This window comes from Roseobacter litoralis Och 149 (assembly GCF_000154785.2).
GTDB classification, from domain to species: domain Bacteria; phylum Pseudomonadota; class Alphaproteobacteria; order Rhodobacterales; family Rhodobacteraceae; genus Roseobacter; species Roseobacter litoralis.
In genome coordinates, this window is the sequence record NC_015730.1 from 4,476,197 (window position 1) to 4,491,316 (window position 15,120).

Consider the following 15,120-nt stretch of genomic DNA (forward strand, 5'->3'; position numbering starts at 1 on the left):
TAAGAAGATGACACAATCAGACAATCAAGCCACTGTTCTACGCGGCCCAAAGATCACAGGCGCGCAGATCAGCATCGTTCTGCCAACCTTTAACGAACGTGAAAACATAGTTCTGCTGGTAGAGGATCTTCTGCACAGGTTCGGTGAAATCAACGCGACATGTGAGATCCTTGTGATAGACGACAGATCGCCCGACGGAACGGCGCAGGCGGTGGAGCAGGCCTTCGCGAGGGAGGCCAGCGTAAAAGTGATTTCGCGACAGGCGGAACCCGGACTGGCTATGTCAATTCGCGACGGAATAGAGCAAGCCACCGGCGACGTAATTCTCGTAATGGATACCGATTTCAATCACGAACCAAAGGACGCGGTGCTGTTGTTTCAGGTGACACGCTATGTTGACCTATGCGTTGGGTCACGGTTCATTTTCGGAGGCGGCATGTCGAGTTTACCGCGGTACTATCTCAGCTATGTATACAATATTTTCATGCGATTGATGCTGGGAACACGTATGGATGACAACCTGAGCGGGTTTTTTGCCATTCGTCGGGAAAAGCTGACCGATCTGGATTTCGACAAGATTTTCTGGGGCTATGGGGACTACTTTTTCCGGCTTTTACTGCTCTCACAGCGTGCTAAAATGAGACACATTCAGGTTCCCGTTTATTATGGCGAACGGAAGGGCGGCGAGAGTAAGACGCGCTTTACCCGAATCTTTGTCAAATACACGCGTGAAGTAATTTCGCTGGCATATAAAAAGGCGATGGGAAAATGGTGACACTGGCTCCTTACCACGAAACTTCACAGTGCAGGATTTGTCGCTGTGGCGATCTGGCACCCGTGATCGATCTTGGGCTTCAGGCGCTGACAGGTCGCTTTCCGGCAGTAGGTGAGCCTGACCCTGCATCAGCGCCACTGGAACTCGTCCGGTGCAAGGACTGCGGGCTTGTGCAGTTGCTGCATTCTGTTGATGTCGGTGAAATGTTCAGTGACGCATACGGCTATCGCTCGGGCATAAATGCAACCATGACAGATCATCTGTCAGGCATTTCGGGGCAAATTTCGGAACGTGCGGGGCTGGGACAGGGCGATATCGCATTGGACATTGGTTGCAATGACGGCACCCTTCTCAAAAGCTATCCTGTCGAGGGCATAAAGCGATTGGGAATTGACCCCGTGGCCGAGAATTTCCGCGCCTTCTATTCCGATGACATTGAAGTGCACACGGCGTTTTTTAATGCGGACACCTTTCATGCTGCATCTCTGGGACAAAAAGCGCGCGCCATCACGTCGATTTCCATGTTCTACGACTTGGAGGACCCGGGCGCTTTTGTCGGTGATATTGCAGGGGTTTTAGCACAGGACGGCATCTGGGTATTGGAGCAAAGCTACCTGCCGACCATGCTGGAGGCAAATTCCTACGATACGATCTGCCATGAACATCTGGAATATTATGCGCTGGCACAGATCGACCAGCTGGTTTCGGAGAAAACGCTCCGTATCTTTGATGTCAGTCTGAACGATATCAATGGCGGAAGCTTCCAGATCTGGGTCTGCCATCAAGACGCAAACTACAAAAACAACGAAGCCTCCCTGTCGGCGTTGCGCAACCGTGAGAGCCAACTTGGCCTGTCGACCGATGCACCCTTTGCAGCGTTTCGCGAACGTGTCGCACAGAACAACGCCAAGCTGAAAGCCTTCATCGAAGAGGTCGTGGCCGATGGCAAGAAAGTCTATGTCTACGGCGCATCGACCAAAGGCAATGTGCTGCTGCAGTACCTTGACCTTGGATGCGATTTGCTCAGCGGATGTGCTGAGAAAAATCCAATTAAATTTGGGCGCCGCACACCGGGCACAGGTATTCCCATTGTCCCAGAAGCCGAAGCCCGCGCTGCGGCGGATTACTTTCTCGTTCTGCCCTGGCATTTCCGGGATGAATTCATTGCGCGCGAAAGTGAGTTCCTTGAAAACGGCGGTACGCTGATTTTTCCATTGCCGACCTTCGAGATCGTTTGATGGATAAACAAGTTGAAGAGAACAAACTCAGGCGAGTGCGCCGTATTCTCTTTTGCGGGCATGACAATCGCGGGTCACTCTATCTGTTCAACGGTGTTCGTCAGGCTTATCCAGATGTCGATTGTGCTGTAATCATCAACGAGGGTATTTATTACCGCAAGTCATTCCTTTCCTCCGTTTGGAAGTTACTACGCGAAAGCAGCATCCTATTTTGCGCTGTACGCGCCATGGAAATGTACAGTTATCGTTGGAAGGGCCACACCCTTGAGGCGCAACTTGAAGCGGAGGCCATTCCCTTTACCAAGTCGGATGACATCAACGGAGATGATGCGGTTGCCTTCGCGCGTGAATTTGCACCTGACCTATTGGTCTCTTTGTATACGATGCACATCTACAAAAAACCGATACTAGACGTCCCAAAGATCGCAGCAATCAACAGTCATCCTGCCATTCTGCCCGACTACCGGGGCCTCGAGGTTTTCTTTTGGGCAATGGCCAACGGTGATGAACGGATTGGATCAAGTGTCTTTTATCTGACAGAGCGGGTGGATGACGGTTTGGTGCTTCAGGAACAATGGGTTCCCATAGCAGCCGACGACAGCATGCACGATGTTTATGATGCCATCACAGAAAGTGCAGCAGAGTTGTTTATGCGCGCTATTGCCGATATTGACGGGGAAACAGTAAAAACACGCAAACCGGCTGGGCTGGGCACGTATTATCCGATGCCCACGCGCGCGGCTGTGCGGGCCTTTCGCAGGCGGGGTCGAAGGTTCTTTTAGGGCTGATCTTATATGACACATTCCTTTCTTCCGTGGGCAAAGCCCAATCTGCTTGGCAACGAGAAAGCCATGCTGATCGACGCGTTGGAATCTTCATGGATTTCGGGCGGCCCTTATGTCGAGCGGTTGGAGCGCGAACTGGCCGAAGCAATGTATATCGATCACGCGCTTGCAGTCTCAAATGGCACCACGGCTCTTGAACTGGCTCTGCGCGGCCTTGGCATAGGGCAGGGCGACGAGGTCATTGTGCCTGGTTTCACCTTTGTTGCCGCTGCAAATATGGTTGTGGCAGTTGGTGCGACACCTGTCGCCTGCGATGTTGATCCGGAAACATGGCTTCTTGACGCCTCCAAGATCGCACCCCTGTGCGGTCCGCGCACCAAAGCAGTCTTGCCGGTGCATCTATACGGCAACGTGGCCGACATGGATGCAATTTGCGAAAGTGCGGGTTCACTTGGTCTGGCCGTCATAGAGGACACGGCAGAGGCTACCTTTTCGCGCTACAAAAACCGCTTTGCCGGCACGTTGGGCGATGTAGGTACCTTTTCCATGCATGCGACCAAGACGATCACAACCGGCGAAGGCGGGCTGGTGGTCACGCATGACGACGCACTTGCCGCGGATATGCGCAAGCTGCGTGATCATGGGATGAACCCGACAAAACGATACTGGCATGATGTTGCAGGTCACAACTTCAGACTGACAAACTTGCAGGCGTCTCTTGGCTGTGCCCAGCTTGAAAAACTTGATGAGATACTAGCCGATCGGAGGCGTATCCATGCCAGCTATCGTGCCCGCCTTAAGGGTGTCGAGGGTATCCGCCTGCAGCGCTTCAATGCTGAAGTCGACCCAGTTCTGTGGGCAATGACAGTACAGTTGACGGATACGCGTGATCTGGAGACGGTGCGCGCACGCCGCGATACCATCATGGCCGGTATGGCCGAGCAAGGCATCGAGACCCGGCCCGGATTTTATGCGCTCAGCATGATGTCGCAGTATGAGTGCCTACCCTCGCCGCATGCCATGCATGTCAGTGCCAGCATTATCTCTCCCCCGACTTTTCCCGGACTAACGGACGCTGAAATAGACAGAGTTTGCGACAGGCTGATCCACTGTCTGAACGCAACGAAGCAAGGATAGACCAGTGATATTCAAAGATGACTTTCTGCGCCGCTACATTGAACTGGTGCCGACAGCGCTGGCTTTTGAGCGTGCAATGGAGTGCGATATTCTGAGCGAACATGAATTTGAGCAGCCAATGCTTGATCTTGGTTGTGGAGATGGCATTTTCGCGCATATTCTTTTTCATGAAAAAATCGAAACCGGCATTGATCTGGATCCAGAAGAAATCGCCCGCGCAGAGCAGATGAACGCATACGCGGAACTTCTGGCCTGTCCTGGAGACAATATCCCCAAACCAGATGGAGCCTACAAGACGATACTGTCGAATTCTGTTCTGGAACACATCCCGGACCTTGTGCCAGTTTTGAAAGAGGCCCATCGGCTTTTGGCGCCGGGTGGTCGTTTTTACATCACAATCCCTACGGACCGTTTGGAACACAATACAGCGCCCGCCCGACTCCTGCGCGCCCTTGGGCTGAACGGTTTGGAGGAACGTTATGCTAAATTTCACAATTCATTCTGGCGTCACCACCATGCCCATTCATTGGACGGGTGGCGGTCAATGTTCACCGAAGCGGGACTGGAAGTCATCGAAGAACGGCCCTATGCATCACCAAATTTCTCGACATTTTACGATATGTTGATCGTTTTTGCCGGGCCGTCGCTTGTGGCAAAAAAAACGGTCGGCCGTTGGTTGTTTTTCCCCAGGCTTCGCAAACTCTATGCGGGCTTGATATTCGTACTGGTTGGCGGGTTTTATTCCCGGCTCAAAACTGGTGAAGGCAGTTCACTCGTTTTTTATACACTGACCCGCTCATAACGAGGTTGCTGAACAAGTTTCGCTTAACCCGAAGATTTCTCTACGCTCTCAGGCCACTTAAACCGGTTTTATCACATGGACCTGTCGCGGTTTGATGCCGCTCCTTTGATAGCATTTACTGCAACAAAGGAGATTGACTATGGGACTGAAACGGACGGACGAATTCCGCTAGGATGCGGTGCGTATTGCGCTGACGAGTGGGCTTACGCGTAAGCAGGTGGCTAATGATCTTGGTGTCGGAATGTCGACGCTGAAAAAGTGGATCACGGCGCACCGAGACACAGACTTGGTTTCGAAAGAGGATTTAGAGCTCGCCAAAGAGAATGATCGACTTCGACGTGAAGTCCTGCCCCTCAAGAAGGAGAGGGAAATCTTAAAAAAGGCCACCCAGTTCTTCGCGGGCCTAAAGCAATGAGGTTTAGGTTCATTGCCCCCAAAGATCCGTTCGCCGCGCGCAGCAAAATGGACATCGCCTACACAAGTGGCCTGCACCGGGATCTTTATACGCCTGTCCGGAGTAATATGCCGGAGCAGAACGAACACCTCGGGAATGCCTTTCTGGAACGCTATCCGCAGTTTGAGCCGCTCCGCGCAGAGTGGTTGGCGTCACGCCCTTGTCTCACGGGCTACCCAAGATTGCCTATGATGCCATTTCCTATCTGAATGAGAAGGTCCGGCCTGATTTCAAGGTTTTTGAATGGGGCATGGGGGGGCAACGGTTTTCTGGAGCACGCGTGTGCGCGAGATCATTTCTGTAGAACACGATACAGAATGGTTTGGCCTGGCCTCCAAAGCCATTACCGCGCTGGGTGAGGGGCAGACACAGCCTACTTTGAAACTTTGCGTGCCTGACCCCGCAGAGGCCCCGGCCTATGCCTCGGGCCGACAAGAATATTCCGCCCAGTCCCTCGAAACTTACGTCAAGGCCATTGACGATTTTCCAACGGCTTACTTTGATCTGGTGGTTGTGGATGGCCGCGCCCGCATGGCCTGCCTGCGTAAGAGCGTCGAACGTGTCGCTCCTGGCGGGGTGGTCTTGCTCGACAACTCGGACTACGCAAGGTATCAGGCAGAACTGGAGCGTATCTGGGCCGAATACCAGCAAACGTTTGAACGTCAGGATTTTCTGTCGCCTACCCCGTTTGCCGCGAACATAGGCAGCCAGATTACCATTTTCACACGAAAAGCGATGTGACCCATCCCGCCGTGATACGCTCTGTGCGGTGCGCAACTGTGCTAGGGTTGCACGGGTTTGGACAACCCGCTAGGTCAATGGTGTAACGTTTCTGCCTGATCCAGCGGCCATATCCAAGCTTTTGCATGGTTGGTTCCAGACACTAAGGAAAATGACGCCTTGAGAAAAGTAATGTTGGTGTTTGGCACCCGGCCAGAAGCAATCAAGATGGCCCCTGTGGTAAAGGCCTTGCAGGAGGATCCCGGCACGCAGACCTGCGTTTGTGTCACGGGCCAACATCGTGAAATGCTCGATCAGGTGCTGGATGTCTTTTCCATCGTGCCGGATCACAACCTGCGCATCATGAAATCAGGGCAAACGCTTTTTGATATTTCCGCGGGCATTCTGACAGGTCTTCAGGCTGTCGTGGCGGAGGAAAAACCCGACGTCATCCTGGTGCATGGGGATACGACGACGACCCTTGCAGCCTCAGTGGTGGCCTATTACAGCGACATCCCCCTTGGTCATGTCGAGGCGGGATTGCGGACCGGCAATCTGCGCTCTCCCTGGCCCGAAGAAGGAAACAGGCGCGTCGCAGGGGCGCTCGCGCGCTGGCATTTTGCCTCGACCGAAAGCGCGCGACAAAACCTGCTGCGCGAGAATGTACCGGATACCAACATCCTTGTGACCGGTAATACAGTCATCGATGCGCTGCTTATGGCGCAGGAGATTCTGGAGACGGACGAGACCATCCGCCAAAGCACAGAACAAAAGCTCAGCGGCATTGACCCGGGTAAAGAAATTCTGCTTGTGACAGGGCACAGGCGCGAAAGCTTTGGCGGAGGGTTCGAGCGGATTTGCGCAGCATTGGGTCAGATCGCCTCTGATTTTCCCGATTTGCAAATTGTCTACCCTGTGCACCTCAACCCGAATGTGCGGCAACCGGTGTTCGATCTGTTGGGCGCGCGCAGCAACATCCGCCTGATGGAACCGCTGGACTATCTGCCCTTTGTTCGTTTGATGGCGCGCTCCAAAATAATTCTGACGGACTCAGGCGGGATTCAGGAAGAGGCGCCCTCGCTCGGCAAACCGGTTCTTGTGATGCGCGACACAACCGAGCGGCCCGAGGCGATAGAGGCAGGGACCGCGCGGCTTGTTGGAACAGACCCGGAAATGATTGTCAGTACCACATCAGAGCTTTTGCAGAATGCGACTGCCTATGAGACGATGAGTACCGCCCACAACCCCTATGGGGATGGCAAGGCGTCTGAACGAATAGTAGGGTTCATGAACAATGAATGAGACGCAGTTTTCTCGGATCTCCGTTGTCGGGCTTGGGTATATTGGCCTTCCCACGGCCGCGATCCTGGCGTCGCGCAAGGTTGAGGTTATTGGTGTAGACGTCAAACCGTCAGTTGTGGAAACGGTTAACCGCGGGGAGGTCCAGATCTACGAGCCGGATCTGGATATCGTGGTGCGCAGCGTCGTGTCGGAGGGCTACTTGCGGGCGACGCTTACCCCTGAGCCTGCAGATGCTTTTCTGATCGCTGTCCCCACGCCTTTCGTCGGGGAAAGCAAAGAACCCGATCTTGCCTGGGTGGAGGCAGCCTGCCGGTCAATCGCACCCGTGCTGGCGGCGGGAAATCTGGTTATTCTGGAAAGTACTTGCCCCGTGGGGGCCACGGAAAAAGTGGGCAACTGGATTGCCGAAGAACGCCCCGATCTGATTTTGCCGCATACGGATCCCGAAAATTGCACGCTTCATCTTGCGCATTGCCCGGAACGGGTTCTGCCCGGGCAGGTTTTGCGTGAACTGGTTTCCAATGATCGCATCGTTGCAGGCTTCACTGATACCTGTACGCAGATGGCTATCGATCTCTACCGGATTTTCGTACAAGGCCAATGCGTCAGGACCACGCCGCGCACAGCGGAACTGGCCAAGCTGACAGAGAACAGTTTTCGGGATGTGAACATCGCCTTTGCGAATGAACTGTCCCTGATCTGCGACCGGTTGGATGTGGATGTGAGTGAGCTGATCGCTTTGGCGAATTTGCATCCGCGGGTGAATATCCTGCAGCCGGGGCCTGGTGTCGGCGGTCACTGCATTGCGGTTGATCCATGGTTCATCGTTGCCAGCGCCCCACAGGAGGCACAGATTATCCGCACGGCGCGTCAGGTGAATGATGGCAAGCCCGAATGGGTGTTGCGCAAGATCATGGCGGCAGTGGCGGCGCACGAAGGACCAAGCCCGATGACGGTGGCTTGCTACGGGATCGCGTTCAAGCCGAATATCGACGATATGCGCGAAAGCCCGTCGCTGCATATCGTCAAAGAACTGTTGGATCGCCATAACGGCCCTATCCTGATCGTCGAGCCGAACATCAAGGCGTTGCCCGAAAGCCTGAGTTCTGCTGACCTGGTGACTTTGGACAAGGCTCGCGAAGGGGCGGACCTGCACGTGGTGCTGGTGGCGCACGAGCCCTTCAAGACGTGGGATTTCGCCCCGCCTACCCTCTATTTTACCTCACTTTAATCAGCGGTACAGAAATGACCGAGCCTGCGAGCCCTTGATGCAGTCAACCACCCCTTCAGATACCATGCAGGTCAGCGCTGAGCTTTTGGCGTTTTTATCTGCCATCTACGAGGCTTATATCGCCGCAAAATGGCGCCCGGATGGTCCGCTGCATAAGCGCCTGCTGCGGCGCGCTTTCATTCTGATTGCGACAAGAAAGCTGCGCAAGCTGGTCCGTCGCGCGCATCACCTGGCCAAAAAGATAGCATCCGCAGATGATCTTGCAGCGCTGATTGAAGACACGTTTCTGGAACACCGTGTTCTGCGCTCTCCTGTACTGCTGCGACCTGATTATCCGCGACTGGCAGAGACAATTCTCCACATCGGAAAAGACATCACCTTAAACCGGAAAAACCCCGAAACAGGGTCTGTTGGCGCCCTTCTTCAAATCTGTGGGTGCGATCCCGCTCAGCTGATTGAGACTTATGACAGGCCAAGTATCCGCGGGGTCCTTTCGGACGCTCACCGTATCATGCTGGGCATGGATGGTTTGGAAGTGCGCAACCTGTTGGCGCACAGTGAACTGCCGACCAAAGCAGTGCGTGGCCGTACTATTGCATATGTGGCGGCGATGACTTTGCCATACCAAACCAACGGGTATTGCAGCCGTACTGAAGGGGTTGCGTTGGCGTATCAAGCTAATGGTTTTTCTGTTGAAGTTATCAGCAAGCCCGGTTTTCCGCTAAATGTAGCGGGGAATAAAAAGCTGACTTATCCTTCGGAGGCAGAGACATATAACGGCGTTACGTATCACCGTATATTATCGCCTTTAATGACCAGTCGGGAATTCTGTGCATATGCTGAAAAGGCAGCGGAAGCTCTATTGCAAAAAATACAAAAATTACAGGCTGGACACGTAATTGCCGCGTCTGACTACAGAAACAGCTTGCCTGCTCTTATTGCCGCGCGTCGTTTGGGATTGCCTTTCACCTATGAATTGCGTGGTATGTGGGAGATTACCTGGGCATCTGAAAATTCTGGGTATCAAAACACGCGACAGTTCCATGTGGCACAGGAACTAGAAACTTTCGTTTGTCGTCATGCTGACACTGTTCTAACCCTTACCCAAGGCATGAAGGACAACCTTGTTAGCCGCGGAGTTGACGCTGGAAAGATTGCTTTGATGCCAAACGGGGTCAGTCCTGAGATGCTCGAGATCCTGCCACGAGATGAAGCGCTCGCCAGTTCCCTTGGCCTTTCGCAGGACACTGTTGTCATTGGCTATGCGGGGGCGTTCAAGGAATACGAGGGGCTGCAAGATCTCGCCGCTGCCACAGCCCAACTGGCGCAGCAGGGGCTCGACGTCATGTTGCTGATCCTTGGCGCTGAAAAACCGGATTTTCTTGGTGCTACACCGATCACAGATGAAATTCGGGAGGCTTTCGATCAAACCGGCCAGCGTCAGCGGTTGCTCATAACCGGGCGCGTGCCTTTTGAGGACATGCCGCGCTATTATTCTGTGATGGACATTTGTCCGGTCACACGGCGGAGCTATGATGTCACTGAGCTGGTCTCACCGATCAAACCCGTCGAAGCCATGGCACAGTGCAAGGCGGTTGTATTATCGGATGTAGAAGCCCTGAAATTCTTTAGCCAGAACGAGACGACCGCTCTTTTATTTCGCAAGGGTGATGTGGATCATCTGGCCGAGCAACTGGCGCGTTTTGTTCAGGATAAGGACCTGCGTGAAAGTTTTGGTCACAAAGGGCGCCATTTTGTCGAAACGGATCTGCAATGGTCCAGCATCTGCGCGCGCGCGGCAAAGCATATCGGACTTGCTTCATGACCTTGCAATTGTAAAAACCCCAAACGCATGTGAGCTCCATTCCGATTGCATCGGTTTGCGAGGGTGATGTCACTTAGCGCTTAAAAGTGAGAATGCGGTCGTTTCGAAAGATTTTAGCACTATAAGATGAGAATCTGTGGGCTCTGTTTCTCATATCAGTTGGAGCTGCCAGGGCGGTCCCCACCCGAGCGCTGGAGTGACCAAATGGTCGGCCGCTGTCACTGTGCCCTAATTAATCAGAATTAGGTCTGAAATTATCCCGTATTATCAATGGCCGCCTGTACCCTTAATTTTCATATTGTACCCTTAATTGAAGTACGGTTGGAGCTGTGGATAAAATGCCAGACTATTGGGCGAGGGGGGGTGCGTGGTAAACGAGCGTCTTGCGAAACACCGAGCAGCGGTTCTTCGGCCGCTCCCGGACTATTGAATGTCACTGAGAACTGACCCATGTGGACACATTGCCCTGACGGTTTTTGTCGGGGAGACATGGAGTGATAGGCATGGGATTTTTGAGTGTTATTCGACGCTGGGCGTTGCGTGACAAAATGCCAATTCGTGAGATTGCACGGCGCACTGGTGTTCCAGCCCGGTGAAGCATTCCAGTTCGACTGGAGCGAAGACTGTGCCACGATTGGGGGCGAACGCGTCAAACTGCAAGTTGCACACACCAAGCTGTCGCACAGCCGCGCCTTTATTGTGCGGGTCTATCCTTTGCAGACACATGAGATGCTATTCGATGCACACTGGCATGCCTTCCGCGCGTTTGGCGGCGTTCCGGGGCGTGGCATCTATGACAATATGAAGACGGCCGTGGATCGTGTTGGGCGTGGTAGGCAGCGCGATGTCAACGCACGCTTCAAATCGATGGCGAGCCATTACGTCTTTGAACCTGAGTTTTGTAATCCGGCAGCGGGCTGGGAGAAGGGTCAGGTTGAGAAGAACGTACGGGATGCACGGAACCGGCTGTGGCAGGTCATGCCGGTCTTCCAAGATCTGGGAGAGCTGAACCAGTGGCTGGAAGAACGCTGTATCGCTCTGTGGGCGGAGACGCCGCACCGGGAATTGCCTGGTTCAATCGCCGATTCTTGGGACGCTGAGAAGCCTATGTTGATGGTTCTGCCACCAGCCTTTGACGGGTTTGTTGAACACAGCAAGCGTGTGTCGCCAACATGCTTGATCACCTTTGAACGCAACCGGTACAGCGTGCCCGCCAGTTTTGCGAACCGCCCTGTCAGCCTTCGTGTTTACCCGGAACGACTTGTGATCGTCGCAGAGGGGCAAACCGTCAGCAGGCATGACCGCATCATTGATCGATCCCACCGCAAGCCAGGCAAAGTCATCTATGATTGGCGCCATTATCTGGCGCTCGCCATTGTCCTCGGACCCATGGCGGACGATGGCTCGCTCCAACGCAAACCGGGGGCATTACGCAATGGTGCACCGTTTACAGAGATGCCCGACATCTTCCGTCGACTACAGGATCACATGTTGCGCAAAGAAGGCGGAGATCGCGACCCTCTCGGGACAATGCTCCGCAATACCCTGACGGGCAGTGGATGGTTGATATCCTGTCCTTGGTTCTACACCATGATGAAAGCGCTGTTCTGCGAGCAGTGGAACTGGCGCTGGAAGCCGGGGTGCCGACGAAGACGCATATCCTCAACCTCCTGCACAGGCTGATTGATCCAAAGCGGACAGATCAACCAGAGATCGATCCACCAGATGCCTTGGCTTTGGAAACAGCCCCAATGGCAAACGTAGATCGGTACGACGATCTGAGACAAGCAGGAGGAAAGCGCCATGCGTCATGATCCTGCAGGAGCCTCAATCGTCATCATGCTGCGCAGTCTCAAGCTGCGTCTCGCCAAAGGCGAGCATCCATAGTCGCGCACCTTTGGTGCGACATGGCGCACGCGGTTGACGATCTGGTTACACAAGGTGTTCCAGCATTTGAGGCGGCCACTCCGATGTTGTCCCAACTGCTCAAGGCGGAAATGGCCGAACGGGAAGTGCGTTCGATTGCCTATCACACGAAGGTGGCGCGCTTCCCATCATACAAGGACCTGACGGGCTTTGACTTTACGTCGAGCGACATCAATGAGGCCACGGTCCGACAGCTCCATCGCGGTGAGTTCATACATTGCCCGGCAGGCGATTGCGAAGCAATCTGCCGAGAGGGGAGAATGCGGAAAACGTCGTTCTCATTGGTGGACCTGGCACCGGCAAAAGCACCGGCAAAAGCCATGTCGCCACAGCTACCGGCGTGCAGGCGATCGAGCATCATCGACGCAAGGTGCGCTTCTACTCCACCGTCGAATTGGTCAACGCGTTGGAGCAGGAAAAGGCCCTTGGAAAGGCAGGGAAATTGGCTGAGATGCTCACAAAGATCGACTTGGTCATCCTTGACGAACTCGGTTATCTGCCATTCAGTTCGTCAGGCGGTGCGCTGCTCTTCCATCTACTGAGTAAGCTCTATGAACGCACTAGTGTCATCATAACCACCAACCTCAGCTTCTCAGAATGGGCACAGGTGTTCGAAGACGCCAAGATGACAACGGCGCTGCTAGATCGCTTAACGCATCGCTGCCACATCCTCGAGACTGGCAACGACAGCTACCGCTTCAAAGCCAGCGCTGAGGCCGCAAAGAAAACAGGAAAGGAGAAAGCAACATTGACTGCGTCATAGACAAAGACGCATAAACAAGGGGGGGTCAAATCTCGGTGAAAATACCGGGTCAGTTCTCAGTGACAATTAACAGCCAGGAACGCGTTTGGAAAATGCGATCAGCTTTGGTCGAGTTAAAATCCCCATCGCCAAGTCACTCCACCGGTCCCGCAGTGTCAATAAGTAATACGGTCCCCATAAGGAATCAAATAGCAGATTCGCAACTAAGCGGCAAGTTAAGTGAGCGTTTAAGATTCTTGATCAGCTCGTGACCCAAGTTCGACTATACAATCGTAAGGTGTTAGGAATGAAGAGCCATACACCAGATACCGTTGGATTCCACAAAAAAGCACAATATATTGAAGGCCTATTTCTTGATCTTCTCTTGATCTTAGTTCTGCAGCCACAGCCCGTAGAAGGCCTGCGCAACAAGTATGATGGCAAAACCTAATGCGTCATCCCCCGATCCATCTCGACCTCCCGCTCTTCTAGCTCTGTCTCAACCTCTCTTCGGCGGCGTTCACTAATTTCAAGCTGGTCTCTAGTTGCGTGCGCAGCTTCCCGTAGTTCGAGCCCTCGTTCAGCAAGCCGTGCAACACAGCGACGGATGCCGTTTAAGATTGAATGAGCGCCGACACGCAGGCGGCCAATCCATCCATCTGGTTCTGCATCCTCGTCGTCGAGCGTTCCTCTAACCCGCTCAATTCCTGTGCTGAGACCTCGCAGGCCGTCACCAACCGCTCGACGCAGGCGAGCAAATCGCGTTCCAAGGCTGTCAGGGGTGTCGTCATCTAATCCTCCTCGATCTTGATGCAGGTCAATGATTTGCCGCCCAGTGTGCAGGTCCTCAGGCGCGTTTTCGTTGGGTCCAGCACCAGCCATGTCCCGTCCTCCCTGTCGATCCGCGTCAGGCCCAAGTCCGTCATCTCGGAGCTGGCCAGCATCAGCGTCCAAAGCAAGCTCGCGGCCATCATCGAGATGATCCCCACCAAGAACGTCCCCGTGATCAGCCAGGGCGAGATCGTCAGCCAGCTCTTGTTCTGTCGCAGAAAGGTTCGGGTATCGATCTCGATTGTACGCTGCGCGTTGGTCGCAATGCTGTTCAAATCGGTCCTGAAGCTCTCCAATTGGGATGCCATCGAGGCGGCGTAGTCCTGCCGGATCGTGTCCAGTTCCGCGTTCAACTTCTCGCTCAGCCGGGTTGGCTTGCCAGTCTTCATGGAAAATCTCTCCTTTCAAACGCCAACGTTCGCCGGTGTCGGGGTCTTGCGCGGTCAGATAGGCTTTGCCCGCGCGCGGGACGTCGAAGCCCGCATCGACGAGGGCGTCGAGCATGCTTGCACGGTCAGTGACGAGGCCGACGCTGACCTGATCCAGAATCCACGCATGCAGTTCGTCGCGCCCCTGAGCGCGGGTTGGGGTCTCGATGGTGTCGCGGACCTCTTGGGTGCGCTCCAACTCCATCGGATCGGCCCAGCCGTGGCGTTGGTTCATCACATCGCGCAGGCTGTCGAAGGCTTTCTCACAGCCCGGCGGCGCGATTTTCAAGCTGCGGCCCGAGGTCAGCTCTAAGCGCGGTGTGCAGAAGTGAAGCTCGACGCGGTCTTCGTGGGTATGTCGGACCCAAAGCACCTCATATTATGTCGGGTCCAGCCCCGCGAAGGCCAGATGCTCAAACCCGTCCATGACTTCGGCCTGCTGTTCCTCGGTCGGGGCGTCGGTGGCGGCAAAGCTAATCACGCCAGCACGGTAGGTCCACTGGTGGCGGCTGGCGTCGATGAGCGCTTCGGTGCGGTCGGGATTGCCGCGCAGGACCTCGGGCAAAGGCTCCCGCGTGACGGTCATGGGCTGGCCGTCTGCATCGCGGATCAGGTCGCGGTTGTCGTTATAGGCCAGCACCTTATCCGCGACGAGGTAGCCGACCGGACCAGCACCCGCGCCCTTGCCGTTGCGGAAGAACTTGATCAGCACCGGCGCGCGGCCTCGACGATCTGGGCAAGCTGGCGTTCGATGGTCAGCATGCGGCGGGCCACGGTCAGCGCGTCAAGGTCGGTTCGGCCCGCCAGCATCGCGCGGTTCAGCCATTGGGCGATCTGGTTGAGGTTGCCGCCGATGCGCCCGACGGCCAGCACCAGCGCCGGATCGACGCTAGGGATGGGCTTGCGGCGGCGGGTTTCAGTCAG

14 protein-coding genes and 3 pseudogenes are annotated in these 15,120 nt (G+C 54.7%); 13 read left to right on the forward strand and 4 right to left on the reverse strand.

Going from position 1 to position 15,120, the window contains the following annotated elements; genetic code table 11:
• The first annotated feature begins 7 nt into the window (after positions 1-7).
• From RLO149_RS21485 to istB, 12 genes and pseudogenes are all read left to right on the forward strand, one after another.
• Positions 8-775 (forward strand): glycosyltransferase, encoded by a 768-nt coding sequence (locus RLO149_RS21485; RefSeq protein WP_013964187.1) that lies wholly within the window; start codon positions 8-10, stop codon positions 773-775.
• Positions 769-2,013: a class I SAM-dependent methyltransferase gene (locus RLO149_RS21490; RefSeq protein WP_044025482.1), complete on the forward strand. Its 1,245-nt coding sequence runs from the start codon at positions 769-771 to the stop codon at positions 2,011-2,013. Before RLO149_RS21485 ends, RLO149_RS21490 begins: the two co-directional genes overlap by 7 nt.
• Positions 2,013-2,795 (forward strand): formyl transferase, encoded by a 783-nt coding sequence (locus RLO149_RS21495; protein WP_013964189.1) that lies wholly within the window; start codon positions 2,013-2,015, stop codon positions 2,793-2,795. The genes RLO149_RS21490 and RLO149_RS21495 overlap by 1 nt, the downstream gene beginning before the upstream one ends.
• Positions 2,796-2,807: 12 nt before the next feature.
• Positions 2,808-3,935, forward strand: coding sequence for a DegT/DnrJ/EryC1/StrS family aminotransferase (locus RLO149_RS21500; protein WP_013964190.1), 1,128 nt, complete (start codon positions 2,808-2,810; stop codon positions 3,933-3,935).
• Between the two features lie 4 nt (positions 3,936-3,939).
• Positions 3,940-4,737, forward strand: coding sequence for a class I SAM-dependent methyltransferase (locus RLO149_RS21505; RefSeq protein ID WP_013964191.1), 798 nt, complete (start codon positions 3,940-3,942; stop codon positions 4,735-4,737).
• Between the two features lie 178 nt (positions 4,738-4,915).
• Positions 4,916-5,166: pseudogene (locus RLO149_RS21510) on the forward strand (transposase); the annotation flags it as partial.
• Positions 5,167-5,473: 307 nt separating this feature from the next.
• Complete coding sequence (locus RLO149_RS21520) at positions 5,474-5,932, forward strand: class I SAM-dependent methyltransferase (RefSeq protein ID WP_148264419.1); 459 nt, start codon at positions 5,474-5,476, stop codon at positions 5,930-5,932.
• A 159-nt stretch (positions 5,933-6,091) separates the two neighbouring features.
• A complete protein-coding gene (wecB, locus tag RLO149_RS21525) occupies positions 6,092-7,213 on the forward strand; it encodes a non-hydrolyzing UDP-N-acetylglucosamine 2-epimerase (RefSeq protein ID WP_013964195.1) in 1,122 nt (373 codons plus the stop codon).
• The gene (gene wecC, locus RLO149_RS21530) at positions 7,206-8,444 is read left to right on the forward strand and encodes a UDP-N-acetyl-D-mannosamine dehydrogenase (protein WP_013964196.1); all 1,239 of its coding nucleotides are present in this window, start codon (positions 7,206-7,208) and stop codon (positions 8,442-8,444) included. Before wecB ends, wecC begins: the two co-directional genes overlap by 8 nt.
• Before the next feature lie 37 nt (positions 8,445-8,481).
• Complete coding sequence (locus RLO149_RS21535) at positions 8,482-10,269, forward strand: glycosyltransferase (protein WP_013964197.1); 1,788 nt, start codon at positions 8,482-8,484, stop codon at positions 10,267-10,269.
• Between the two features lie 576 nt (positions 10,270-10,845).
• A pseudogene (gene istA, locus RLO149_RS21540) lies at positions 10,846-12,083 on the forward strand (IS21 family transposase); the annotation flags it as partial.
• Positions 12,073-12,958 (forward strand): annotated as a pseudogene (gene istB / locus RLO149_RS21545) (IS21-like element helper ATPase IstB). The pseudogenes istA and istB, both read left to right, overlap by 11 nt.
• Before the next feature lie 593 nt (positions 12,959-13,551).
• Here istB and RLO149_RS24250 read toward each other — a convergent pair.
• Both RLO149_RS24250 and RLO149_RS24255 read right to left on the reverse strand, forming a co-directional pair.
• The gene (locus RLO149_RS24250; protein WP_245538093.1) at positions 13,552-13,728 is read right to left on the reverse strand and encodes a hypothetical protein; all 177 of its coding nucleotides are present in this window, start codon (positions 13,726-13,728) and stop codon (positions 13,552-13,554) included.
• The gene (locus RLO149_RS24255; protein WP_245538094.1) at positions 13,729-14,157 is read right to left on the reverse strand and encodes a hypothetical protein; all 429 of its coding nucleotides are present in this window, start codon (positions 14,155-14,157) and stop codon (positions 13,729-13,731) included.
• Here RLO149_RS24255 and RLO149_RS24585 point away from each other — a divergent pair.
• The gene (locus RLO149_RS24585; RefSeq protein WP_245538095.1) at positions 14,156-14,509 is read left to right on the forward strand and encodes a hypothetical protein; all 354 of its coding nucleotides are present in this window, start codon (positions 14,156-14,158) and stop codon (positions 14,507-14,509) included. The two genes, RLO149_RS24255 and RLO149_RS24585, sit on opposite strands and share 2 nt — an antisense overlap.
• Before the next feature lie 66 nt (positions 14,510-14,575).
• Here the strand turns inward: RLO149_RS24585 and RLO149_RS24265 are convergent, their stop codons facing one another.
• Both RLO149_RS24265 and RLO149_RS24270 read right to left on the reverse strand, forming a co-directional pair.
• On the reverse strand, positions 14,576-14,908 hold the full coding sequence (locus tag RLO149_RS24265) for a hypothetical protein (RefSeq protein ID WP_245538096.1): 333 nt from the start codon (positions 14,906-14,908) through the stop codon (positions 14,576-14,578).
• Entirely contained in the window at positions 14,902-15,069 is a 168-nt protein-coding gene (locus RLO149_RS24270) for a plasmid mobilization relaxosome protein MobC (RefSeq protein WP_245538097.1), read from the reverse strand. The genes RLO149_RS24265 and RLO149_RS24270 overlap by 7 nt, the downstream gene beginning before the upstream one ends.
• Between the last annotated feature and the right edge of the window lie 51 nt (positions 15,070-15,120).